General features: G+C 63.9%; 20 protein-coding genes. 9 read left to right on the plus strand and 11 right to left on the minus strand.

Annotation, left to right across the window (positions count from 1 at the left end; all coding sequences use genetic code 11):
- Positions 1-3: 3 nt before the first annotated feature.
- Positions 4-1,662 carry a DUF1302 domain-containing protein gene (locus J5J83_RS05780; RefSeq protein ID WP_212346511.1) on the minus strand — a complete coding sequence of 553 codons (1,659 nt, stop codon included), beginning with the start codon at positions 1,660-1,662 and terminating at the stop codon, positions 4-6.
- Between the two features lie 171 nt (positions 1,663-1,833).
- Between J5J83_RS05780 and J5J83_RS05785 the strand changes: the two genes are divergently transcribed.
- Positions 1,834-2,766 (plus strand): LysR substrate-binding domain-containing protein, encoded by a 933-nt coding sequence (locus J5J83_RS05785; RefSeq protein ID WP_212346513.1) that lies wholly within the window; start codon positions 1,834-1,836, stop codon positions 2,764-2,766.
- A gap of 177 nt (positions 2,767-2,943) precedes the next feature.
- Here J5J83_RS05785 and J5J83_RS05790 read toward each other — a convergent pair whose 3' ends face one another.
- The gene (locus J5J83_RS05790; RefSeq protein ID WP_212346515.1) at positions 2,944-4,674 is read right to left on the minus strand and encodes a sigma-54-dependent Fis family transcriptional regulator; all 1,731 of its coding nucleotides are present in this window, start codon (positions 4,672-4,674) and stop codon (positions 2,944-2,946) included.
- 253 nt (positions 4,675-4,927) lie between these two features.
- On the opposite strand from J5J83_RS05790, the gene J5J83_RS05795 reads away from it, so the two are divergent.
- The 7 genes from J5J83_RS05795 (at position 4,928) to J5J83_RS05825 (ending at position 10,738) form a co-directional block, all read left to right on the plus strand.
- Positions 4,928-5,902 carry a PDR/VanB family oxidoreductase gene (locus tag J5J83_RS05795; RefSeq protein WP_212346517.1) on the plus strand — a complete coding sequence of 325 codons (975 nt, stop codon included), beginning with the start codon at positions 4,928-4,930 and terminating at the stop codon, positions 5,900-5,902.
- Between the two features lie 60 nt (positions 5,903-5,962).
- Entirely contained in the window at positions 5,963-7,036 is a 1,074-nt protein-coding gene (locus tag J5J83_RS05800) for an aromatic ring-hydroxylating dioxygenase subunit alpha (protein ID WP_212346519.1), read from the plus strand.
- A 302-nt stretch (positions 7,037-7,338) separates the two neighbouring features.
- Positions 7,339-7,617 carry a hypothetical protein gene (locus J5J83_RS05805; protein ID WP_212346521.1) on the plus strand — a complete coding sequence of 93 codons (279 nt, stop codon included), beginning with the start codon at positions 7,339-7,341 and terminating at the stop codon, positions 7,615-7,617.
- Positions 7,618-7,898: 281 nt separating this feature from the next.
- A complete protein-coding gene (locus J5J83_RS05810) occupies positions 7,899-8,177 on the plus strand; it encodes a J domain-containing protein (protein WP_212346523.1) in 279 nt (92 codons plus the stop codon).
- Positions 8,174-8,683 carry a hypothetical protein gene (locus tag J5J83_RS05815; RefSeq protein WP_212346524.1) on the plus strand — a complete coding sequence of 170 codons (510 nt, stop codon included), beginning with the start codon at positions 8,174-8,176 and terminating at the stop codon, positions 8,681-8,683. Before J5J83_RS05810 ends, J5J83_RS05815 begins: the two co-directional genes overlap by 4 nt.
- Positions 8,684-8,695: 12 nt before the next feature.
- On the plus strand, positions 8,696-9,466 hold the full coding sequence (locus J5J83_RS05820; RefSeq protein ID WP_212346526.1) for a hypothetical protein: 771 nt from the start codon (positions 8,696-8,698) through the stop codon (positions 9,464-9,466).
- 24 nt (positions 9,467-9,490) lie between these two features.
- A complete protein-coding gene (locus J5J83_RS05825; protein ID WP_212346528.1) occupies positions 9,491-10,738 on the plus strand; it encodes a hypothetical protein in 1,248 nt (415 codons plus the stop codon).
- A 36-nt stretch (positions 10,739-10,774) separates the two neighbouring features.
- Here the strand turns inward: J5J83_RS05825 and J5J83_RS05830 are convergent, their stop codons facing one another.
- Together J5J83_RS05830 and J5J83_RS05835 are read right to left on the minus strand one after the other, a co-directional pair.
- Complete coding sequence (locus J5J83_RS05830) at positions 10,775-11,554, minus strand: slipin family protein (RefSeq protein ID WP_249115629.1); 780 nt, start codon at positions 11,552-11,554, stop codon at positions 10,775-10,777.
- Entirely contained in the window at positions 11,551-12,993 is a 1,443-nt protein-coding gene (locus J5J83_RS05835) for a nodulation protein NfeD (RefSeq protein WP_212346530.1), read from the minus strand. The genes J5J83_RS05830 and J5J83_RS05835 overlap by 4 nt, the downstream gene beginning before the upstream one ends.
- 254 nt (positions 12,994-13,247) lie before the next feature.
- On the opposite strand from J5J83_RS05835, the gene cysK reads away from it, so the two are divergent.
- On the plus strand, positions 13,248-14,225 hold the full coding sequence (cysK, locus tag J5J83_RS05840; protein ID WP_212346533.1) for a cysteine synthase A: 978 nt from the start codon (positions 13,248-13,250) through the stop codon (positions 14,223-14,225).
- A 597-nt stretch (positions 14,226-14,822) separates the two neighbouring features.
- On the opposite strand, the gene J5J83_RS05845 is transcribed toward cysK, so the two are convergent.
- The 7 genes from J5J83_RS05845 to dmpG form a co-directional block, all read right to left on the minus strand.
- Positions 14,823-16,127, minus strand: coding sequence for a DUF1329 domain-containing protein (locus tag J5J83_RS05845; RefSeq protein ID WP_212346536.1), 1,305 nt, complete (start codon positions 16,125-16,127; stop codon positions 14,823-14,825).
- A gap of 17 nt (positions 16,128-16,144) precedes the next feature.
- Positions 16,145-18,124 (minus strand): DUF1302 family protein, encoded by a 1,980-nt coding sequence (locus J5J83_RS05850; protein ID WP_249115630.1) that lies wholly within the window; start codon positions 18,122-18,124, stop codon positions 16,145-16,147.
- Positions 18,125-18,180: 56 nt separating this feature from the next.
- Positions 18,181-20,607, minus strand: a complete 2,427-nt coding sequence (locus J5J83_RS05855) for an MMPL family transporter (protein WP_212346539.1) — start codon at positions 20,605-20,607, stop codon at positions 18,181-18,183.
- A gap of 10 nt (positions 20,608-20,617) precedes the next feature.
- Positions 20,618-21,589, minus strand: a complete 972-nt coding sequence (locus tag J5J83_RS05860; protein ID WP_349251865.1) for a glycosyl hydrolase — start codon at positions 21,587-21,589, stop codon at positions 20,618-20,620.
- A 107-nt stretch (positions 21,590-21,696) separates the two neighbouring features.
- Complete coding sequence (locus tag J5J83_RS05865; protein ID WP_212346542.1) at positions 21,697-21,888, minus strand: 2-hydroxymuconate tautomerase; 192 nt, start codon at positions 21,886-21,888, stop codon at positions 21,697-21,699.
- Between the two features lie 11 nt (positions 21,889-21,899).
- Positions 21,900-22,688: a 2-oxo-3-hexenedioate decarboxylase gene (gene dmpH / locus J5J83_RS05870; protein WP_212346543.1), complete on the minus strand. Its 789-nt coding sequence runs from the start codon at positions 22,686-22,688 to the stop codon at positions 21,900-21,902.
- The coding region (dmpG, locus tag J5J83_RS05875) for a 4-hydroxy-2-oxovalerate aldolase (RefSeq protein ID WP_212346546.1) at positions 22,685-23,424 on the minus strand (740 nt) is incomplete at its 5' end. The genes dmpG and dmpH, both read right to left, overlap by 4 nt.

Consider the following 23,424-nt stretch of genomic DNA (forward strand, 5'->3'; position numbering starts at 1 on the left):
CGGTCAGAACGTGCGCTCGATGGAAATCGACACGAAGTCCCGGTCACCGTGGAAGTTGGTGTACGACAGGGTGGGCGCCGCAGCCGGCTGGATGATTGCGCCCGCGGACCCGAAGTAATGCGTCCAGTTGACGCTGCCGCGCCAGGTGCGCTGATAGCTGCCCTTCACGCCAATGCTGAGGTTGCCGCCCTTCTCCGACGGGAACAGCACGCCGTTGACCGCGGAGCGGCCCGACAGCCCATAGCTCACGCCGATCGGCACCTGCAGGTCCAGACCGGGCACGACCTGGAAGTACTCGGGCTGGAATACGAACTGCAGCGCGCTCGCATCCTTGGTGGCCAGCGGGTCGAGCTGGTCCGGGTTGTCACTGATCGACAACAGGCGGTTGTAGGCGAATTCACCGATGAACGACGCGCCATCCCACAACGAATTGGCCGCCAGCACGCTGATCGCCGAGGCATTGAAATGCAGGGTGCGGCCTTTCGGGAAGGCGGCCCTGGCCCCGTTGTCGGCGGTGGTATTCCCCGGCATGACCACGGTGGCGCCCGTTGCCGTGAGCGGCATGTTGTCGCGCAGGGACAGTTCGGCGGCGACGTTCGATTCGCCGACAAGTGTGCTCATCGACGCACCGACCGTGCGAATGTTCTCCGCATAGACCAGCATGTAGTCGCCGATGTCGTTGGCGTTTGCCGCGTTCACGCCCGGGCGGGCATAGAACTGCGGCATCTTGTCGTGGAAGATGGCGCCGTACAGGCCGAATTCACTGTCGCCGGATTTGAACCGCAGCTGCATCCCGCCCTGCCCCGAATCCTTGGCTTTCATGTCCTTGCCGCGGTGCAGGTACACACCGGGGCCGAGCAGCAAGGCCTCGCCGCCTTCATCGGCGAAATCGGAAAAGCTGAAGTAGCTGCCCACGGCCGGCAGGCGCGTCTTGCGCCACTCGCCCTGGTAGTAGCCGCCGATGGTCATGGTCGGACTCAGCTGCAGCTGAGCGCTCACCTGTCCGACCGGGCGCGCCACTTCCTTGAACTGGGAGTTGGGTACCGACAATGCCTTTGCCAGATCCAGCGGCGTTTGCGCCCCGGCGATACCGTTGGAACCGAAGAACAGGCTCTCGCCGTAGAGCTGGGTGAATCGACCGAATTTCAGATTCAGGCTCTTGCCGCCCGGCGCGAAGTTGCCATAGATGAAGGCGTCCATGAACTCGGCCTTGCGCCCGTGCAGTTGCTCGGTTTCCTTGGTGAAGGCATTGCTCGCGACCGACAGGCTGTTGACGCCCTGGTTGCCGGGATTGTCGTTGCGGCCCTGATACACGCTGTCGTACCACGCCGCGCCGCTCACGCGAAAACCGTACTGTCGCTTGTAGTTGAAACTGAACTCGGACAGCAGGTCGAGGCGGTTCGAGATCAGGCCACGGTCGAAGTTGAGATCACCATCGTTGGTGTTCACCTGTGCGGTGGCCGGGTTTCCCGCCACCTGCGACGAGGCGCTCTCAACCCGCCAGCTTGCGCTGTACTTGACCGTGTTGTCCCACGACATGCGGACATCGGGGTTGTCGGACTCGATCTGGAATGCCGCGGCGCCTCCGCTTGCGAACAGGGCCGCCACCAGAACCGGTAGCGTGGCGAGCCGTGCGCCGTGCATGCTGGAACGCTCGTTCATGTCTTCCTCCAAGATATTTTCTGGGTCTGTTGCCCGATACCCACAGTGGTCTGTCGTAGCGGGTTGCCCTGAAAGTTATCGAGCAGGAGGATTACCGTCCAATACCATTACTTCACCATCTCGATACCTTTTCGGTAAGATCTGCCCACCGTATGAAGGGAGAATGGATTCGTGGACCTGCGCCAGATACGCTACTTCGTCGCCGTCGCCGAGGAGGCCAACATCGGCCGCGCCGCGGCGCGCCTGCACATTTCGCAGCCCCCGCTGACCCGGCAGATCCAGCAACTCGAGGCCGAACTCGGCGTCACCCTGTTCAACCGCACGCCTCGCGGCATGGAGACGACGGCGGCCGGCGAGATGTTTCTCGAAGAGGCGCGAAATATCCGTTCGCTGATCGAGCAGGCGACCGAACGCACGCAGCGCGCCGGCCAGGGAAGGCTTGGCCGGCTCGACGTCGCCATCTTCGGCTCCGCCATACTCGACGTCATTCCCAAGGTGCTGCTGGCGTTCCGCACCCGTTACCCGGACGTGAAAGTGGTGCTGCACACCATGACCAAGGCCGAGCAGCTCGAGGCCTTGCAGCAGAAGCGCATCACCGCCGGCTTCAACCGCATGCTGGCGCCGCTCGAGGGCATCGAAACCCGGCTGGTCGCGACCGAGAGCCTGTTGCTCGCCGTCCCTGCGGGTCACCCTCTCGCGAGCAAGGAGACGCTGCGCTTCCGCGACATCGAAGCGCATCCGATCGTGCTGTTCCCGACCGGCGGACGGCCGAGCTTCATCGACAGGGTGATCCACTACTGCCAGGAAAGCGGCTTCGAGCCGGAGATCTCGCAGGAGGTTGGCGATGCGGTCACCGCCGTGGCGCTGGTGGCCTCGGGCTTCGGTGTGTGCCTGGTACCGAGTTCGGCGACCACCCTGCGTTTCCCCGGCGTCGTCTACCGCGAGCTCGCCGAGGTGCCGAGCGGCTTCTTCGTCGACCTGTCCTGCATCTACCGCACCGGTGACCGTTCGCCGATCCTCGCCGGTCTGCTGGAGATCATCGACGAGTTTCGCGAGGTCGTGCCCCGCCACCAGAACCCATCCCCACCCCAACCCTCCCCTTGAAGGGGAGGGAGCAAAAGGCTGCCCCCCGAACCTGATTAGCAGGTCCCCTCCCCTTCAAGGGGGCGGCGGCGGGGTTTCGTGAAGCAATGCTTCGCGCCGCCAGAGCGGGGCGGCTGTGCAAAGCCGGCCCTCCGGACAGGATGGGGATGGGTTTCAAGGCCGGAGACGCGCTGTCGTTCAGCCTGGCTGCCCCTGTCGCTTCTTGCGCCGATACTCGAACTGTCCGCGCCCCAGCCCCAGCAGGCGTGCCGCCGCCGACGCATTGCCGCCACTCTGGCGCAGCGCGTGGGCCATCAGCAGCGATTCCACCCCTTCGAATGATCCGGCGAGCTCTAGCAACTCCGCCAGCCGACGGTCCAGCGTGGTCATGGCCTCGCCCGCTGCGAGGGCCATCGATGCGTCCTGCGCCGCGCCCGCGTCCGGCACCTCCGACTGCATTGCGGGCATCACCTCTCCACCCGAGAAAAGATGCTGGACATCCACGTTCGCGTCATCGTCGGCCAGGATCACGCCACGTTCGATCATGTTCTCCAGTTCGCGCACGTTGCCGGGCCAGTCATAGGACCACAGGGCGTCGCTGGCGCGCCGGGTCAGCCCGGCGATCCTCTTGCCGAAGCGCTCGGCATAGCGTTGCAGGAACACGTTGACCAGCAGCGGGATGTCCTCGCGCCGCTCGCGCAGCGGCGGGATCTCGATCGGGAACACGTTGAGGCGGAAGAACAGGTCCTCGCGAAAGCGGCCCGCCCTGACCTCGGCACGCAGGTCGCAGTTGGCCGCGGCCACGATGCGGACATCGACCTTTCGCACCCGCGAGTCGCCCACGCGTTCGACCTCACCTTCCTGCAGCACCCGCAGCAGCTTGCCCTGGGCATGCATCGGCAGGGAACTGATCTCGTCGAGAAACAGGGTGCCGCCGTCGGCGCGCTCGAAACGTCCGGCCCTGGCCGCCGAGGCGCCGGTGAAGGCGCCCTTTTCGACCCCGAACAGTTCGGCTTCGACCAGTTCCTGCGGAATCGCCGCGCAGTTGACCGACACGAAGGGCTTGTCCGCACGCGGCCCGATGGCCCTCAGCGCCCGGGTGAAGCGCTCCTTGCCCACGCCGCTCTCGCCCAGGAAGAGCACGGTAGCATCGGTCTGCGCCACCCGTCGGAGACGATAGACGACCGCGTTGAAGCCCGCCGAGGCGCCCACCAGGTCGGGGAGCCCGCTATCGGCTGACGTCGCGATATCGGCCTGAGCTGGTCGGGTCGCCCGGTGCCGCGGCGTGGTGACGAAATCCTCCACCTGCAGGAAACGCAGCAACTCGTCGGCGTCGTGGCATTCCTCGATCGGCTGGCCGACGACACGGCAGCGCGCATGGCCCATGGCGACGCATTCGGTCTCGCGCCAGATCACCGGTCGCCCCATCATCGCCGTGGTGTAACCGCAGGCGTAGCCGACCATCATCCAGCACGCCGGTGTGCCGCTGATCCCGAACTGGCGGCGATGGGTCTCTGCCTCCCACGAGTGCTGCCAGTAGTAGTCGCCCCAGAACGCGCCCGACTCGGCATCGAACTGCATGCGGTCCACCGCCTGGTTGCGCACGAAGCCCTCGACTTCGCGCAAACGCGGGCCGAACGACATGGCGGTGGGAATGTCGGCGCCCTCCGCCCGACGCAAGCCGCGCGAATCCTCCACGCCCTGCTGATAGCCAAGGCGGGTAAACAGCTCGCGGGTCTTGTCCAGCCCCAGGCGCTCGATCAACTCGCGACGCAACTCGGCCAGCGAATAGCCGTGCATGAGCAGCATGCGCTGGTCGAACAGCAGGATCTGACCTTCGTCGGGCTCGAAGCGCAAATGGCGCGCAAGCGCGGCATCTTCCGGCGCATGGGCGCGCAGTTCGAACGCGGGGGGCTGGGATGGGGTCATGGCGCAATTCCTGTCACGGATCGATGTGCATCATTTCATGCAATTGACTGATTTGCACCAGCCAAGCATCCATGATTTCAGCCACATGCCGACTGCCAGGCATCCGAGCGCCATGCCGGAATACTCGTTTTCATGCCTGTAATCAGCACCTTGCATGAACTTCAAGTCACCTGGCACAAGCCTTGCGATTTGTCTGCCAAGCGTCGCCGTCAGAGCGATTCGATCCAGACAAACTCTCCGACAGGAGGAGACAATGCCCGACACTCCCGCTTCGGCCGGCCTGCAAGTCCGCGTCGCCCGCCGTATCCAGCTCGCCGAGGACATCCTCGGCCTCACCCTCGCCCCCATCGGCAACACCCCCCTGCCACCGGTCACGGCCGGCGCGCATATCGATTTGGCCTTGCCCAACGGACTGGTGCGCCAGTATTCCATCGCCAGCACCGATGTGCGCGAGGGCTACCAGATCGGCGTGCTGCTCGACCCCGCCAGCCGCGGTGGCTCCGCCTGCGTCCACCGCGACATCGCCGAGGGAGACCTGATCCGCATCAGTACCCCACGCAACCTGTTTCCGCTGGCAGCCAGCGCCCGTCACTCCCTGCTGTTTGCCGGCGGCATCGGCATCACGCCGGTGATTGCCATGGCCGATGCGCTGCATGCCGCCGGCGCGGATTTCACACTGCACTACTGCGCACGCACACTGCGCCGTGCCGCGTTCAGCGAACGCCTCGAGTGCGCCCCCTATGCGACACAGGTGAATCAGTACTTCGACGATGCGACGCCCGGCGCACGCTTTGACGCCTTCGCCCTGCTGGCCCAACCGTCTGCCGACACCCATCTCTACGTGTGCGGACCCAACGGCTTCATGGACCACGTCATCGGCACCGCCCGCACCCAGGGCTGGGCCGAGGCGAACATTCATTGCGAGCGTTTCGCCGCCCCGACCATCGATACCGGCGACGACGGCAGCTTCGATCTGGTGCTGGCGAAGTCCCGGTCCACCATTCGCGTCGCCCGCGACCAGAGCGCCGCCGAAGCGCTGCGCGCTGCCGGCATCGAAATTCCTTTGTCCTGCGAACAGGGCATCTGCGGGACCTGCGTCACCCCGGTACTGGAAGGCGAGCCCGATCACCGCGACATGTTCCTGACCGACGCCGAAAAGGCCACCAACACCTGCTTTACACCGTGCTGCTCGCGGGCGCGCGGCGAGCGGCTCGTCATCGATCTGTAGACATTTTCACCGGCCTGCGGGCCTCATCAACGCAAAAGAGAGAAAACCATGGAGACAAACATGCACAAGTATCTGATGAACACGTGGTACGTGGCCGCGCTGTCGACCGAACTGCCCGGCGAAGGGCTCTTCAAGCGCACGCTCCTCGATACCCCGGTCGTGATGTACCGCAAGGCCGACGGCACGGCCGTGGCGCTGCATGACCGCTGCCCCCACCGCTTCGTGCCGCTTTCGATGGGACGGCGCGAAGGCGACGACGTCGTCTGTGCCTACCACGGGCTGAAGTTCGACTGCAGCGGCAAGTGCAATCACAACCCGCATGGCAACGGCAGCATTCCGACTGCGGCCAGGGTACGCACCTTTCCGCTGATGGAGCGCCACGGTTTCCTGTGGATCTGGATGGGTGACGCACCGGCGGACTCGTCCGCCCTTCCCGACTACAGTCCGCTCGACCGCGGCCACCCGAACGGCGTTGCCCATACCTACATGGCGCGGCCCTGCCATTACGAACTGATTACCGACAACGTCATGGATCTGTCCCACGTCGATCACCTTCATGGCGAGATCATCACCACGCGGGGCCAGCTTTCACCCCAGGTGCCGAAACTGCAGGAAGAGAACGGCGGCGTGGCCGTGCGCTGGCAGTGGCAGCAGACCCCGCCGATCATGATCTTCAACGACTTCCTGCCCCAACCGGGCGTTGCGGCCCGCCATTTCGTCAAGGTGAGCTGGAACGCACCGACCCATATCCAGCTCACCATCGGCGCCACCCAGGATGACGCCGCCCCGCTCGACTACGATCACTGCACCAGCCAGTACGACCTCCATACCTGCACCCCTGAGACCGAACACAGCACCCACTACTTCTTCGCCACCCGGCGCAACCACCACGAAGAAGACGCAGCGTTCAACCAGCTCAAGATCCGCGGCATGCACCAGGCCTTCGTGGATGAGGACGGCCCCATTCTCGACGCGGTACACAAGACCATGGGCACGTCGGACTTCTTCAGCCTGAACCCGGTCCTGATCAGCAGCGACATGGGCCCGGTGCGGGTGCGTCGCCTGCTCAGACAGATGATCCATGCACAGAATGAGGCCCGAACGGAAAGCGGCCCCGTCCTCGCCGCGCGCTGATTCCACGCTCACGACAGAGACACCCGGCCGGCAGCCGGGTGTCTCGATGGACATTGCCCCCGGGTGACGCGCGATGCACGACGCAGCATGCTCAAACCGCGCGCGCCACCCCGCCATCAGCAAGGCTCCAGCACACTCGAGGCCCTGCATGGCAGCCCCTGTCGATCGTTCTGCAATCAAGCGGAGCTTGGTTCGCAACTCCCGAGGACATAGAATTGCGCCGGGAGATGACCTGCATCAAGACGGAACACTTTCCGTCTTGATAAAAGGCTGAAGAGACAATCGACACACCACAAGGCGCCATGAAGAGCCACGTCACCGAGAACATTCTGCCTGCCAATCCGCGCTTTCACACCCCTCGTGCGGACGGCCTTTTTCAACCGATCCGCTTCGTTTTCGTCACCGACCAGATGCATCGGGACATCGCCGGCGAACGCCAGTCGATCCTGGCTGCGATGCCGCCCGCCCAGCAGGCAGAACAGCAGAAGATCTTCGATCGATACGACCCGCAGGCGAGTGCTCGCGCATTCGAGAGCATACTGGTGATGTTTGGCGTGACCGGACAGAAAGATACGGATTGAGGTGCACCCGGGGCACCCCCGGCGCGCGCACTCCCTTCGGCGCGTCCTTCGCACGCATCCACTGCGGAGGGTTGGCTTCCATCGGCAACCGACCAGTCGCGCGTCGAGAACTTGACGCACCCCGTCCGTCTGACCGCAAGGCACACAGCTGGTACCCATCCCTGCCGTGAGCAGGCGCACGGACGCATACGGCGGGCAAACCGCCGCATAGTGGCGTCGACAATGTACTTGTTTGTTATAATTGGAAAATATCAGCTGCCTCGGACCCATCACCGTTCTCAATGAGAGACCCCTACGACACCCTTGGTGTATCGCCCACTGCCACAGTGGACGTCATCAAGACGGCCTACCGGAAGGCCGCACGGCTGTACCACCCCGACAAGAACCCTTCACCCGACGCGGCCGCCCGCTTTCGGGAGATTCAGGCCGCCTACGAACTGCTTTCCGATGAGACAAGGCGTCGTGACTACGATGTCGTCCGTCGCCGCAACCTGATTGACGATCCACTGGTGGAAGCGACCTCGCTGTGGACCACCTACCTGAACACACTGACTTCATGACCTCTCCCTATTTTGAAGACCTTTCCGAGCGCTACGGCAGCGAACTCGACGATCTGCGCTCGGACTCCGAGGGCAAGGATGTGCTCAACAAGCGACTGCGCGAAAAGCGTCAGGCGTTCAAGGCGCTGATGCCGATGCTGGAAGAGGCGCCGGAAATGGTTGCGCCGGCCTTTCACGGTGCTTTCGGCTTCAACGACCGCAAGCTGCTCACCCGCGCAGCCGAGGGCATTCCGGGGCTGGGCAATTTTCCGCGCTGGAAGGAGGTCGCCAAGACCTTGTCGATCGCGCCCTGGGCCCTGCCACTGGTCGAGATGTGCCTGGAAGAAGACGACGGCGACGCCTTTCTCGTCACCAGTGCCGTGCTCGACTGGATGCAGACCGAGGACATCCGCCGTCCCCAGGCGGCGACGGCAAGCGACGAAGAAGACGACGATGACACTGAAGACCTTGGCGACGCCGGCGCAGACTGGATGTCGGACCAGGGCTTCGATGCCGTCGATCGTTGAGCGAGGTTCGCCATGACCCATCCCGTCATCAAGGAAACCCAGGCCCTGATCCTGGTCGGCGAGATCTCCGAGGCCGAATCCCGGCTGGTGTCCATCGCCGAAGAAGAGGGTGATCACGCCCTGGTTGCCGTGCTCGACGAAATGGCACCCAAGGACGTGCTCGCGGTCATGCGCGAGTTCGACGCAAGCCGCGAGTCGATCATCAACCTCGTCGTCACGCCCGAGCAGTTCGTCGCCGCGATCATGCTCGAGCGCAAGTACGGCGAACCGATCGAGAAATACGTTCCGCGCCTGCGCAATACGATGAACGCGGTCATGCACCGCTCCGCCGCCACCTGTGCCGAGGTGCTCGAGTGTCTCGCCGAGCACGACGAGGGCGTGCGCCTGCTTGCCGACTATTTCACCGACTACTACGAGAACATCCAGAACCTCGCCTATCACGGCGTATTCGAGTACGAGGTCGACCTCGAGAAAGCGCTCGCACCCAAACGCGTGTCGACCTGGGATGCGGAACAGCGCGACGAACTCGATGAAGGCCTGGAGATCGGCGACGCGATCGAGATGTCGCGGGTGCGCATGTCGCGCTCCGAGGTGGCCGACAGCGACTGGATGGAGACGGCCTGGGTCCTGCGCCACGAGTTCGAGGACACCTTCGAGTTGCTGGTGATCGAGATCAAGGACCGCATGCGCCGTGCCGCAGAAGCCGAGCACGCACCGCTCCCGGCGGAATCGGCGGAGCCCGGCGTGCCCAAGCTGTCGGACGACGAAGAATCGGCCATTTAACCCGATTGGAGCCGCGCACAGCCCATGCCGCTTTCCGTATCAGACAGCATGCCCGGTGAGTCCGCCCTCGCCCGTATCGACAACCGTCCGTTCTTCGAACGGGTGCTCGCGCACGGCCTGGATACAGGACTGATCGGCGACGCACGCGTCGACACGCTCAAACGTGAAGGCGCCAAGGCAATCGTGCAACTGGCCGCCTTCTTCGGCACCGCCAACCTGCGCCCCGAGCTCGAAGCGGCCCGGCTGCGGCTGGTCACGCTGGTCAGCCTGGCGCTTGAAGCCGACGCCGGCGGCAGGCCGGAGACCGCGGTCAGTGCGCTCGCCACCAAGAGCCTGCTCACCTTGTCGAAATCAGGCGCCGACCGTCTGCGGGCACTGATGAAGCTCCCCGAGCACGATATCCTCGAACCGCCGAGCCATAGCGCCGAGGCGGAAAAGGCAGCGCTGGCGCGATGGACCTTTGACGAACCCATCAGCTTCGCGCGCTATCTGGCAGAGCGCCGTTCGCGCGAGAACAGGCAGGCACTTCACGAACTGAGCTACTGGCTCGGCGGGAAATTCGGCCTCGACCGCGATCACCTGCAATCCGCGCATGTCCCCTGCGATTCGATCATCAACAGCGTGCTGCTCGTGCTCTTCGCCGAGAAAAAGCCCAAGGGGCTGTTCAGCGCGGAGCGATTCCGCAAGTTGCATGCGGCCGCATGCAAGAAACGCAAGCATGACTTCTCACTGCTCGAGGACTGGCGCGCGGAGATCACGCCGGCCATGCGACGCCAGCTCGATCAAGCCTGTCAGCGTTTCACCGAGCAGGTTCTGCCCCTCATCCGGAAACATGAGGCGGTCGACATGCTCAGGGAGCAGGAACGCTTTTCGGGGCTGTTCTTCTTCGATGCCGCCGACATCGACGAACTGACCCACCACGACAAGGCGCGGGAAAAGACCTGGCGCAAAATCACCGGTGGCAAGGGTGAGCATACCGACGTGCAATGCACCGTGCTGCTGATGGTCGCGACCGGCCTTGAACCCACGCCAAGCTTGCGCAAGAAGGACGCGGTGCAGATCTGGCGCAATTTCACCACGTCCGGATTCGACGACAAGGCGGTCACCGATTTCATCGAGAACCTGACGCCCTTCGAGTATCAGGCCGACATCCGCCGGCTGTGGCAGGACGATCTGGCGGACGAAGCGCGCCTGAACCTCGACAACGAGGACCAGGACCACGTGCTCGCCTACCTTCACGACACCTGTCGCGCCGGCTGGAAAGCAGGCTGAAGCCGGCGCACCGGCACCGTCGGCCTCGCTTGCGGCTTAATCGCCCGCAGCGCCCTTGCCGTCCTTCACGTTGAACAGCTTGCCGATCAGGTCGACCGGAACCGGAAACACCAGCGTCGAACTCTTGTCGCCGGCAACCTGCGTCAGCGTCTGCAGATAGCGCAGCTGCATCGCCGCCGGCTCGCGCGAGAGCATTTCGGCAGCGTCCTTCAGGGCTTCGGCAGCCTGCCGTTCGCCTTCGGCATGAATCACCTTGGCACGCCGCTCACGTTCGGCCTCGGCCTGACGCGCGATGGCCCGGATCATGTTCTCGTTGAGGTCGATGTGCTTGATCTCGACGTTGGTGACCTTGATGCCCCACGAGTCGGTCTGCGCATCGAGGATCTGCTGCACGTCGAGGTTGAGGCGTTCGCGTTCGGCCAACATTTCATCGAGCTCGTGCTTGCCCAGCACCGCGCGCAGCGTCGTCTGCGCCAGCTGACTGGTGGCCATGAGGAAGTTCTCGACCTGGATGATGGCCTTCTCGGCATCGACCACGCGGAAGAAGACGATCGCATTGACCTTGACCGAGACATTGTCGCGCGAGATCACGTCCTGCGACGGCACATCCATCGTCACCACGCGCAGGTCGACCTTGACGATCTGCTGGATGCCCGGAATCACGATCACCAGCCCCGGCCCCTTCACCTTCCAGAACCGCCCCAGCATGAAGATCACGCCGCGCTCGTACTCACGCAGGATCTTGATCGAGGCGACGACCAGGAAGATGAGCAAGAGAATGAATGGGGCAAAGCCCAGTTGCAGATCGATCATCATGAAGTACTCCCCGGAATGGATGCATCGCTTGCGGGTGAAACCGTGACGGTCAGGCCGTCGAGTCGATCGACACGGACGGCCGCGCCGGGGGCAAGTGCAGCCGAGGAGCGCGCGCGCCACGTCTCGCCATGCACCCTCACCCACCAGCCGCCGCCTTCGGCTTCGCCCAGCACGACACCTGATGCGCCGGGCATTTCCTCGCGACCGCTGACCACCGGCCTTTTGAAACTGCGCGAAGCGAACCCGCCGATGGCCAGCAGCACCGCCGCACTGGCAAGCGCGAGGCCCACGATCAGCGCGATCGGCACGCCGAAGCCGGGCGCCTCGGAATCCATCAGGAACAGGCCCCCGACCACAAACGCGATGATGCCGCCGACACCCAGAACGCCAAAACTCGGCAGGAAGGCCTCCGCCAGCATCAGCCCGGCCCCCACCGCCACCAGCAATACGCCCGCCCAGTTCACCGGCAACAGGTGAAACGCATAGAGCGCGATCATCAGCGAGATCGCACCGGCGACGCCGGGTACGCCGAAGCCGGGCGAAGTGAATTCGAAGAACAATCCGTATATGCCGATCATCATCAGGATGAGCGCGACCTGCGGATTGGTGAGGAGCGCGAGAATGCGATTGCGCCAGTCCGCCTCATGACGTTCGACGACGGCCTTCGCCGTCGCGAGCTCGACCGTGCGGCCGTGCATCTCCACCTTGCGCCCATCGAGCCTGGCCAGCAGTTCGGACAGGTCGGGGGCAATGATCTCGATCACGCCGTTTGCAAGCGCATCCTCCGCACTCAAGCTGGCGGCCTCGCGCACGGCACGCTCGGCGAAGGCAAGATCGCGTCCACGCAACTGGGCAAGGCTGCGGATATAGGCGCTCGCATCGGACACCGACTTGGCCGCCATGGCATCGGCGGGCATCGCCGGCTCGGCTTCGGCCCCGTCTTCGGATGGAGCATCGGCTTGCTCGCCGCTTGCGTTGGCGCGTTTCGGCGCGGGCCGCCCGGCGTCCGGCTTGGCCCCGCCGAACCCGATCGCAACCGGCGTTGCCGCCCCGAGATTGGTCGCGGGCGCCATCGCCGCAACGTGGCTGGCATAGAGAATGTAAGTGCCTGCGCTGGCGGCCCGCGCGCCTTCCGGCGACACGAAAGTCACCACTGGAAGCGGCGACGCGAGGATGTCCTTGATGATGGCCCGCATCGCGGTGTCGAGCCCGCCGGGCGTATCCATCTCGAGCACCACCAGCGCCGCCTCGTTGTCGACTGCGCGGGCCAGACCGGCATGGAAATAGTCTGCCGTCGCCGGTCCGATCACGCCATCGATTCGAAGAACGACCACGCTGCCGCCAGCAGGCGCCGAATGCGCGAGTGTGCCCGGCCACGCCATCGTCAGTACGACAAGCACCAGCCCCAGGCACCCGATCCACGACATCATGCGCTTCATGCAGTTTCCTCCCGATCGACGCAACGATTCGGAAAAAACCCGTCTGCTTCAATACTCGGAGTGTGTAAGCGAAAGCTTAGTTCATCGCGCGATACGGACCGATATTCGTTTTTCTTGCTTCGTTATACCTGCAGGATTGGCTACTCTATGCCTGACGGCCCTTTGCGGCTGCCCGCTGAATCCGAACATGGCGTGTCCTCGCTCGCAGGCGGGAATCGCGCAACAACCTGAAACCGAGAACTGGAGTCGAGAGCATGTCGAACTGGTATTCCGACAATTCGAAGTCGATTGGCCGCACCCCGCTGGTGCGGCTGAACCGTGTCATCGATGGCGCGTCGGCCACCGTACTGGCGAAGATCGAAGGCCGCAATCCGGCTTATTCCGTGAAGTGCCGCATCGGCGCAGCCATGGTCGAGGACGCCGAGCGTCGTGGCCTGCTGGGTCCGGGCAAGGAACTGGTGGAGCCGACCAGCGGCAACACCGGCATCGCGCTCGCTTTCGTCGCCGCGGCGCGCGGCATTCCGCTGACGCTGACGATGCCGGAGACGATGAGCATCGAGCGCCGCAAGCTGCTGGTCGCCTATGGCGCCAAGCTGGTGCTGACCGAAGGCGCGCGCGGCATGGCAGGCGCGATTGCAAAGGCCGAAGAGATCGCAGCCTCGGACCCGAATCGTTATGTCCTGCTGCAGCAGTTCAAGAACCCGGCCAATCCGGCCATTCACGAGGCGACGACCGGCCCCGAGATCTGGAACGATACCGACGGCGCCGTCGACATCTTCGTCTCCGGCGTCGGCACCGGCGGCACCATCACCGGCGTATCGCGCTTCATCAAACGCAACCGCGGCAAGTCCATCCTCACGGTCGCGGTAGAGCCCGCGGCCAGCCCGGTGATCACGCAGAAACGCGCGGGCGACGCATTGCAACCGGGACCGCACAAGATCCAGGGCATCGGTGCCGGATTCATTCCGGATGTGCTCGACATGTCGCTCATCGACGCAGTCGAGACCGTCAGCAATGAAGAGGCCGTCGAGTATGCTCGCCGGCTCGCCCAGGAGGAAGGCATTCTGAGCGGCATCTCCTGCGGCGCGGCCCTTGCCGCTGCCGTTCGCTACGCGCGCGATCCCCAGCATGCCGGCAAGACCATTGTCGTTGTGCTGCCGGATTCGGGCGAGCGTTACCTGAGCTCGGTCCTGTTCGACGGCATGTTCGACGAAAAGGGCGTCGCGATCTGAACGCTGCCTCGCCGCGCGAAGCGGCATTCGCGCGCGGCAATATATTGACCCGGCAATGAAACAGATGAAGTCATTGTCGGCACGTAATTCCTCCCTCTTCAAGGGGGTAGCCGGGGTTTCGGCGAGCACTGCTCGCTGCCGGCGTAGCCGCGAGGCATTGCTGAGACGACCGGTTGGGATGGGGATGGGCTTCAACGGCCGACCGAACCCATCCCCATCCTGTCCTTCCCCTTGAAGGGGAAGAAACCTGCAAATGAGGTTCGGCGGGACCCCGTCTGCTCCCTCCCCTTCACGGGGGTGAGAGCGGGGTTTCAGCGAGCATCGCTCGCTGCCGCTCGAACGACAGCGCGTCTCTGCGTTGGCTACCGGGCTGGGGTGGGGATGGGTTTCAAGTAATGCCAACAAGACCCATCCCCCTCCCAACGTCCCCCTTGAAGGGGGAGGAGCCCCTTCGAACCCGATCAGCAGGTCCCTTTCCCCGAAAATGCAAGGGCAGGGAGCGACCGTGCTGAACTCCACCTTTCGTCATCAAATTGATTGCCGGATTAATAATACGGCCCCGCCCCCGCTTGGGGACGGGGCCGTTTGCGTTGATGCTCAGTCGCCGCCGCGCATGTACTGCACCTGGAACATCGACGCCGGATTCAGCTTGGCGTCCACTTGCCCCTTGAACTGGCCGGTGGTGCAGTGCTTGCTCTGCACGTCCACCATCGAGAAGGCATCGTCGATACCAATACCCGAGCCCTTGTTGACCGGCAGATGATGGTCCGGATGGCTCTTGCCAACCGTCCACACCTTCCACAGCTCGCCCTTGCGGTCGTAGATTTCCACCGCGCCATTCAGGTTGCCGAGCTGCGCATCCATGTAGAACACGCGCTTCGACACCGGATGATTGGCATTGACCGGCGTGGCCTCGACCACGTACACCTTGCGCAACTGCCAGCTGCCGTCGAAGAAGCACTCGCCCTTGCCGCCGAAGCTGACGTACTTGTAGCCATCACTGTCACCGAACTCGTCGGTCAGCTTCAGATCATTGTGGTTCCACATCGGCAGCAGCACGTTCTTCGTGCCCTTGTAGGCCCACTTCATGTCCGAGACACGCCCGTTGTAGCCCTCGAAGTCCTCGATCATCAGGTCCGAGCCGAGGAAGGCATCGGTGGTCTGACCCGTCGCCAGACGACGCACCCGGCGCTGGAAACCGAGGTAGAGGTAGGCGTCGTCGAGCTTCTGGTCGTCGTCATAGCGCTGGATCAGGAGCTGGGTGTTCTTCAGATCCTGCGGCTCGAGCACCTTGACGTAGATCGCACGGAACAGGTCGGACGGGTTGGGCGTCACCTCGGGCACCGGCGCATCCTGCACCCGGTGCTTGAAGTTGAGGAAGTGGAAGTTCATCTTGATGGTGCGCTCGAGCTGGCCGCTTTCCATGTTGCGGTACTTCCAGAAGAAGGGGTAGATCGCCGCGTTGTCACCCCAGTTCACCCCGTACTTGTAGTTCCACGCCAGCTTTTCGCCTGCGCGCGGATCCTTGGCGTCGGGTTCCTCGGGGAAGGGACGACCGGCGACGAAGCCGGTGATGTCGCCGTTGTTGGGGCCGAGCTTCGCGGTGTTGAGGTTTTTCTTGGTCGCCTCGACATAGGCCTTGTTCATCTCGAACTGGGTCGTCGCCCCGACCTTGAGCTCGTAATATCCATCCTTGATCATCTTGTAGGTGCCGACCGCGAGCACCTCCTTGAACGAGTCCACGTTGGCCTTGGTGAGCACCATGCCCGGCGTCAGGCCGGGTGCGCTGGGAAAGCCGATCTTGTAGGGATTGAACGAGGCGTCGACGTCCGCTTCGGTCGCGGCGTGGGCGAACCCGAAGGTGCCGGCGAGCGCAAGCGCGAGGGTGAGTTTCCTGATCATGCTGTTTGTCTCCGTTATCAGAACTTGTACCGCAGCGAGACGAAGATCTCGTCTTCATTGACCGCCGAACCGATCGGCCCGGCGCGGAAGCGGCCCAGCGGCTCGAAGCCGGACAGACCACGCGAATAGGCCTGCATCGGATCGCCCGGGATGTCGGGACCGCTGGTGAAGGGCGCCCACGGATTGCAGGCACGGCAATCGTCAAAGGTATTCGCGCCCTTGCCGCCCTTGAAGTTGGCGCCGAAAGTCACCTTCAGATCGTCGGACATGCTCCACTCCACCGCCGGTGCGATGGTGTGCGAACGCGCACGGAAGTCGCGTGCGATGATCAGCTGCGGACTCACCCGGTCGTTCATCATGAAACCCTTGATCAACAGCGTCGCGATGAAGTTGTCCTTGAAATCGGGAATGCCGACCTTGCCCAGCGGCCCGTCCTCGAGTTCGTGATCGAAGATATGCTGCCAGAACAACTGCCCCGAGATCAGGGTGGTGCGGTGCGGGTTGATGAAGGGGATGAAGGTCGGACGGTCGATGCCGACCACGCCGCGGAACACGCGGTTGCGCGAGTACAGTTCGGGCCGGTTGGTATTGGCGAACTCCTCGCCCCAGGTCATCGCGCCTTCCATGCGGATCGCCGCACCCAACGCCTCGGACTCGAAATCGACGGACCCGCCCAGCAGGTTGACCCGCGGGAAGTACATGTCGAACGAGATCAGATAGGGCCAGGCATCGCGGTACTCGTTGATGAAGGCATTGGTCGCACGCTTGCCACCGTGCAGCGAGGGCAGCTGCGAGCGGTAGTGCAAGGCATTGAGCGAGAACGCCAGCCCGCCCATCGTCACCCCCTCGTACTTGACGCCAAGCTGGGTGTTTTCCAGGCTCCATTCGGGAAGATGCACATTGGCCAGGCCGATCTGCCCGGGGCCGAAGTTGGTCGCCAGCAGCGTGTCCGGTCCGACGTTGGCAAAGTTGGCCACCGTGCCACCGTAGTCCCACAGCGTCTTCATGCCGCGGAAGAAGCAGCCTGCGTCGAGGATGACATTGGGCGAGCCGCATTGTCCGAGTATGTTGGGGCGGAACTTGTCGAAGTTCCACACCACCTGCAGGTTGCGGTCCTGCATGGACTCGCTCGGCCCCATGCGGTACTCGGCCTGTGCGATCCACATCGGGATACGGATATCCTGCAGCTCGTCGTAGATGTTGTTGCGCGAGAAATCGACCGGGTTGATCACGTCGAGCACGCGGAACAGGTCGGTGCGCCCCCACACCACCTGCTGTTTGCCGATCTTGAGGAACATGCTCTTGCCATCGGCGAGCGGCACGTTCTTTCTGACGTAGGCTTCGCGAATGAAGTCGAGCCGATCGTTGAACTCGGAGAACTCGAGCTCGGACAGGTTCTTGTCGCCATAGCCGCCGAGATCGACACACCCCCGCCCGTCCGTGTCGCAAGGCCTGACCGGCACACCGAAGGCGACCCCGCCACCGATGCTGTGAACGCGGTCTCCCAGCACGCGCAAACCGTCGTTCGGACTGTCGGGATAGCCGTTGGTGAACACGTTTCCGGTGAGCCCGAGCCCATCGACCACGTCCTTGGTCACCGGGCCTGCGCCATGGGGCGTGTAGATGTAGCCACCGGGCGTTGTCGACTGCAGCATGATCGGGCCGCCGGCGTCTTCGCCGAATTGGCCCTTGTTCATCCGGTAGACGCCATCCCACGAGCCCCGCAGTACACCGTGGAATTTCCACCCGTCCGACAGGCCCTTGTCGGCCTCGACCTGCACGGTATTGCGGAACTTCGACAGCCCCACGGTCTTGCCGGTGGCGTCCTTGCCACGGAATGCGGTGTGGTTCTCGTAGTACACGTCCGCCGTCCACGGCGTCGTGTCGCTCCCCAGTTCAGGCAGCCCGGCCGCCCCCGACGAGGCGGCAAACGCCGCCCCGAGGGCCATCATGCACGACTTGAGCAGCGGCTTTCCCGCCGCTTTCAGCTTTGTCATCCTTGTCTCCTCGCTTGTTATGAAAATCGCGGGTGGTCTGCCCACCCGACCTCCCCTCATGCAACCTTGAGCAGGGCTGCCGCCGGTTGCACTTCATCCACTTCGAGTACGCCGTCCTCGTCGTAATGCGCGGCGGTGACGAACCTGGGCTTGAACACCACGCACCAACTCGGCACGATGAGCACCGCTGCGATGGCATTGACGATCAGCATGAAAGACAGCAGCACGGCCGCGTCCGACTGGAAGCGCAGATCCGACATGAAGATCCACATCACCACGCCGGCGATGAGCGTGATGGCGGTGAAGGACACCGCGTAACCGGTGGTGGCCACCGCGGTGATGACCGCCCGCTTGATGTCGTGCAGACGGGCGTACTCCTCACGGATGCGGTCCATGAAATACACCGCGTAGTCGATGCCGACGCCCACCCCGACGGCGATCACCGGCACCGTATTGACGTTGATGCCGATGTTCGCCGCGCCCATGTAGGCGTAGGTCATCAGCGTGGAGAACAGCATGGGCAGCACCATCAGCCAGCCTGCGTGCAGCGAGCTGTAATAGACCATCACCAGCAGGAAGGCGAGGATCATGACTGCCGGGATGATGATCATGTGGTCGGTATGCAGGGCCTGGTTGCCGGCCGCGGTCACGCCGACGATGCCGCCGCCCAGTTCGATATGCAGGCCCGGCACTTCGGCCTCGATCGTGCGGATCCCCTCTTCGGCCAGCGCCACGACGCGGTTGATGGTCGCCGCTTGATGGTCCTTGTAATAGAAGACCATGTCGGCCTCGTCCTCGGTCGAGGAGATGAATTCCTTCAGCGCGCCCGGGATCGGGCTGGAGGCGAGATAGGCGAACATCAGCCCGCCCACCTCGTCGGCCGTATCCGGAATCTGCATCCAGCGCGGATCGTCGTTGTGGGTGAGTTTGTTCACCACCCGCACCACCCCGGGCAGGGCCTTGGTGCCGCCCAGAGTGGGGTCGGACATCATGTGCGCCTGAAAGCGCTCGATCGCCGCCATGACTTCCGGACGCTTGATGCCGCCCGGCTCATCGGTACGCGCGACGACGTGCAGCTCCTCCGAACCGGGAAAGCGGTGATTGATCGCGGCAGTGGACAGGTTGTAGTCGTGATCCCGATGCAGCAGTGGCGAGCCCGGCTCGGATTCGCCGAGCTGTACCTTGGACACGAAATACACCGCGCCGATGGCGCCGATCAGCGTGAGGATCAGGATCGAGCGCGCGCCGCCGTCGGTACCGCCGGTGCGCGCCATGGCCGCGCCGAGGAAATTGCGCACCCCCTCATTCGCGTTCACCGTGGTGCGCGGCTGCGGCAACACCGTCAGCGCCAGCGGCACCATGAAATGCACGGTGAAGATGACCGAGAAGCCCCAGAACCCCGCCGCGATACCGAGCTTGTGATTGAAGGGCGCCGCCCCGAGCACCAGCACGGCGATACCGATGGCATCGACGATGATGGCCAGCGAACCGGGACGGAACAGCGCGTCGAGTGCGTTCCGCGCCGCCTTCTTGCCGTTCTTCACCACCGCCAGCTCCTCGTAGTAGCGCACCACGAGCTGAACGCCGTGGGAGGTGGCGCGAGCGGCTATCAGGAAGGGAATCGGCAGCGACAGGGGCTCGAGGTTGATGCCGACCATCGCCATGAAACCCAGGCCCCAGATCGACGACAGCGCAATGCCGAGCAGCGGCAGTGCGATGCCGTAGAAGCGGCGGAAGTAGACGATCAGCAAGGTCGCCAGCAGCAGCAGCGTCCACGCCAGGATCTCGACGATCTGATTGACGTAGGTGTAGACCCAGCCGGTCAGCACCGGATTGCCGGTGACGTAGATGTGGTGCCCCGGAACCGAGAGGCTGTCGCGCACCTTCATCAACGCATCGAAGGTGGCCTTGTAGTCGATGCCGCTCTCGTTCAGCTGCACCTTGATCAGCGCCGCCTTGAGGTCTGGCGACACCAGCAGGCCGTACAGCGTCGGGTTGGCGATGACATCGCGCTTGAGTTGCTCGAGTTCGGCAACCGATCGATGCGTCTTCTGCGGGTCATAGTAGGCCTGCGAGGCGAAACCACCCTGCTCGTCCAGATAAATCTTGCGTGCGGTGCGGTGGGTCAGGCTCGATACCAGGTTGTGGTTGACGCTGGGCAGGCTGTCCATGCCCTGGGTCGCGTCATGGATCAGTGCGAGCGTCTTGTCGTTGAAGATCGTGCCCTGCTCGACTTCGACCGCCATCACGATCATGTTGGCACCGCCGAAATTCTCCTTCAGGCGGTTGTAAACCTTGATGTAGGGATGGCTCTGCGGCAACAGGTCGGAAAAGTCCGAATAGACCTGGAGCCGGGGCAGCGCCATGCCAAAGAACACCGTGACCGCCAGGATCATCGACAGAATGATCTTGGGGTTGGCGAAGATCCACTCCTCGCCGCGATGCAGGGTATGCGTAATGGAATGTCTGAATGTGCTGACCATGATTGCCGCCTCAGGAACCGCTTGCGGTGCGCGTGCCGATCACTCGCAGCAGCCCGCCCGGGCCACCTGCGAGGATGGCGGATTGACCAGGCAGGGAGGCCCCTGCCGCGAAGAACACCGGAAGGGGGTCGGGATAGGCCACGGCGCGCCAGACATCGCCCTCCAGCCGCAGCACCGTGCCCTCGGCGCCGACGCCGTAGGGCACACCTTCATGCATGAACAGGCGATAGACCGGCACCCCGGCAGCATTTTCCAGTCGCGCCCAGTGCTGCCCGCCATCGAGTGTGCGCAGCATCTGGCCCGCGATCCCGCTGACATAGCCCTCGCTGGCGCTGACGAAGAGCGTTGCATACGGATAGAACTCGTCCGGCATTGGGGCGGCCGCCGCCCAGCTCGCGCCGGCATCGGCAGACACCAGCACCATGCCGAACTCGCCGGTCGCCACCGCATGGCTCGCATCGATGAACTGCAGCGTGGTGATCTGGTAATCCTCGCCCATGTCGCTGACCGTCCAGTTCGCGCCGCGGTCCCGGCTATGGGCGATGATCGAGCGCGTTCCGCCCACCCACCATCCGCCTTGCGGATCGCAGGCAACGGTCAGCGGCACCCGTGGTTTGTCGAAGCTTGCCGACGTCCAGTTGCTGCCGTCGGGCGCGGCGGTCCACACCTTGCGATAGAAATCGATCCCCAGGAAGCTGCCGTCGGGGCAGACCGTGAGCCCGATCAGCGATGCCGGTCCCAGCGCTTCCCGGCGCCAGGTGGTGCCGTGGTCGGACGACACCAGCACTGCGCCGGCCTGTGAGCTGGCAACGACGGTCTGTTCGTTGGCGGCCAGCGCCTGCACCGTATCGAAGCGTTGTACGGGCTTGGCGCGCTGGGCATCCACCGCGGCCATGTCGGGCGCAGCGGTGCAACCCAACACACTCGCGCCGGCAAGCATCACACAGACGCCCAGCCGCGCTTTGTTGATTGTTCTGATCACGGTCTCCTCCGATTTCCGGGCGCGAAGCGGCCCGCGCTGCGTTTGTGTCCAAAGCAGCGTTTGTCATTTTTTTCTATTGAGCGGCGAACCCGCGCCGCGCGGTGTGTCTAGCGGCCGAGGTCCTTTGCCGAGGTGCCGGCGATGCCCCAGTTGGTCTTGGGTACGTCATGAATCCACACGCGCACCGTTTCCCGCGGCGCGCCAACCGCTTCGACGAGCGCGTCGGTCACCTTCTCGATGACGGCACGCTTCTGATCTTCGGTGCGGCCCTCGATCATGTAGATCTGTGCAAATGGCATGTTCTTCTCCCTTATCCGAAACGGACCGATACCGAGCCCAGGTCCTGCACCCGCAGGGAGATCGAATCACCCGCCTTCACCGCAACCGCCTCGGTGATGCCACCGGACAGAATCAGCGTACCTGCGGGAATCTCCTCGCCCTTCTCACCCAGCATGTTGGCCAGCATGGCGATGGCCGCGGCGGGGTGACCGAGCACCGCCGCACCGGCACCGAACGCAACCGGCTCACCGTTCTTCTCCAGCACGATGCCGGTGGTGCGCAGATCGAGTTCGGCCACATTGCCCATCCTGCCGCCGACCACGAAACGGCTCGACGAGCAGTTGTCGGCCACCACGCTCTTCAGGTCGAACTTGAAGTCGCGGTAACGGCTGTCGATGATCTCGATGGCGGGAATGACGAAATCGGTGGCGGCGAGCACTGCACCGATGTGGCAGCCGGGCCCCTTGAGCGGCGCCTTGGTGACGAAGGCGATTTCCGGCTCCACCTTCGGATGGATGAGCTTCCCGGTATCGATTTCGCCCCCTTCAGGCACGCTGAAGTAGTCGGCCAGAAAGCCGAACACCGGCGTTTCCACGCCCATCTGCTTCATCTTGGCGTGCGAGGTCAGGCCCGCCTTGAGCCCGACGATGCGTGCGCCGCGCGCGATCTTGCGACGCTTGATTTCGTCCTGGATGGCGTAGGCGTCATCCCAGTCCATGTCCGGGTAATCGTCGGTGATCTTGGTCGTATCCACGGCTTCGAGCTCGCAGGTCTCGAGCCGGATCGCCAGTTGTTCGATTGTTGCCTTGTCGAGTTTCATGCTGCCACTCCCGTCTTTGCCGCCTTCGCCCGCGCCAGATTCATCGCCGTATCCTCGATCATGTCTTCCTGCCCGCCGACCATGCCGCGCCGGCCCATCTCGACCAGGATGTCGCGCGCCGACACGCCGTATTTCTGCTCCGCACGCTTGGCGAACAGCAGGAAGGAGCCATACACCCCGGCATAGCCCAGCGTCAGTGCGTCGCGGTCGATGCGGATCGGGAAGTCCATGATCGGCACCACCAGGTCTTCGGCCACGTCCTGGATCCGGAACACATCCACCCCGGTCTCGATGCCCATCAGCTCGCACACCGCGATCAGCACTTCCATCGGCGTGTTGCCCGCCCCCGCGCCCAGCCCGGCTGCGGCGGCATCGATGCGGGTGGCCCCGACTTCGATGGCGGCGATGGAGTTGGCCACGCCCATGGCGAGGTTGTGGTGGCCGTGAAAGCCGAGCTCGGTCTCGGGCTTCAGTGCCTCGCGCACCGCGCTCAGGCGCGCCTTCACCGTGTCGGGCAACAGGTGACCGGCCGAGTCGGTGATGTAGATGCAGTTGGCGCCATAGCCTTCCATCAGCTTGGCCTGCTTCACCAGCCCTTCGGGGCTGTTCATGTGCGCCATCATCAGAAAGCCCACGGTGTCCATGCCGAGCTTGCGCGCCATGCCGATGTGCTGCTCGGAGACGTCGGCCTCGGTGCAGTGGGTGGCCACACGGATGGTATTCACCCCGAGTTCGT

Origin of the sequence: Azoarcus sp. L1K30 (assembly GCF_018122735.1) — a bacterium.
Classification (GTDB): Bacteria; Pseudomonadota; Gammaproteobacteria; order Burkholderiales; family Rhodocyclaceae; genus Parazoarcus.

Bases quoted from the DNA above. Each gene is read 5' to 3' on its own strand.
- J5J83_RS05780 (WP_212346511.1), bottom strand. From the start codon at position 1,662: ATGAACGAGCGTTCCAGCATGCACGGCGCACGGCTCGCCACGCTACCG.
- J5J83_RS05790 (WP_212346515.1), bottom strand. From the start codon at position 4,674: ATGACCCCATCCCAGCCCCCCGCGTTCGAACTGCGCGCCCATGCGCCG.
- J5J83_RS05795 (WP_212346517.1), top strand. From the start codon at position 4,928: ATGCCCGACACTCCCGCTTCGGCCGGCCTGCAAGTCCGCGTCGCCCGC.
- J5J83_RS05800 (WP_212346519.1), top strand. From the start codon at position 5,963: ATGCACAAGTATCTGATGAACACGTGGTACGTGGCCGCGCTGTCGACC.
- J5J83_RS05805 (WP_212346521.1), top strand. From the start codon at position 7,339: ATGAAGAGCCACGTCACCGAGAACATTCTGCCTGCCAATCCGCGCTTT.
- J5J83_RS05810 (WP_212346523.1), top strand. From the start codon at position 7,899: ATGAGAGACCCCTACGACACCCTTGGTGTATCGCCCACTGCCACAGTG.
- J5J83_RS05815 (WP_212346524.1), top strand. From the start codon at position 8,174: ATGACCTCTCCCTATTTTGAAGACCTTTCCGAGCGCTACGGCAGCGAA.
- J5J83_RS05820 (WP_212346526.1), top strand. From the start codon at position 8,696: ATGACCCATCCCGTCATCAAGGAAACCCAGGCCCTGATCCTGGTCGGC.
- J5J83_RS05825 (WP_212346528.1), top strand. From the start codon at position 9,491: ATGCCGCTTTCCGTATCAGACAGCATGCCCGGTGAGTCCGCCCTCGCC.
- J5J83_RS05830 (WP_249115629.1), bottom strand. From the start codon at position 11,554: ATGATGATCGATCTGCAACTGGGCTTTGCCCCATTCATTCTCTTGCTC.
- J5J83_RS05835 (WP_212346530.1), bottom strand. From the start codon at position 12,993: ATGAAGCGCATGATGTCGTGGATCGGGTGCCTGGGGCTGGTGCTTGTC.
- cysK (WP_212346533.1), top strand. From the start codon at position 13,248: ATGTCGAACTGGTATTCCGACAATTCGAAGTCGATTGGCCGCACCCCG.
- J5J83_RS05845 (WP_212346536.1), bottom strand. From the start codon at position 16,127: ATGATCAGGAAACTCACCCTCGCGCTTGCGCTCGCCGGCACCTTCGGG.
- J5J83_RS05850 (WP_249115630.1), bottom strand. From the start codon at position 18,124: ATGACAAAGCTGAAAGCGGCGGGAAAGCCGCTGCTCAAGTCGTGCATG.
- J5J83_RS05855 (WP_212346539.1), bottom strand. From the start codon at position 20,607: ATGGTCAGCACATTCAGACATTCCATTACGCATACCCTGCATCGCGGC.
- J5J83_RS05865 (WP_212346542.1), bottom strand. From the start codon at position 21,888: ATGCCATTTGCACAGATCTACATGATCGAGGGCCGCACCGAAGATCAG.
- dmpH (WP_212346543.1), bottom strand. From the start codon at position 22,688: ATGAAACTCGACAAGGCAACAATCGAACAACTGGCGATCCGGCTCGAG.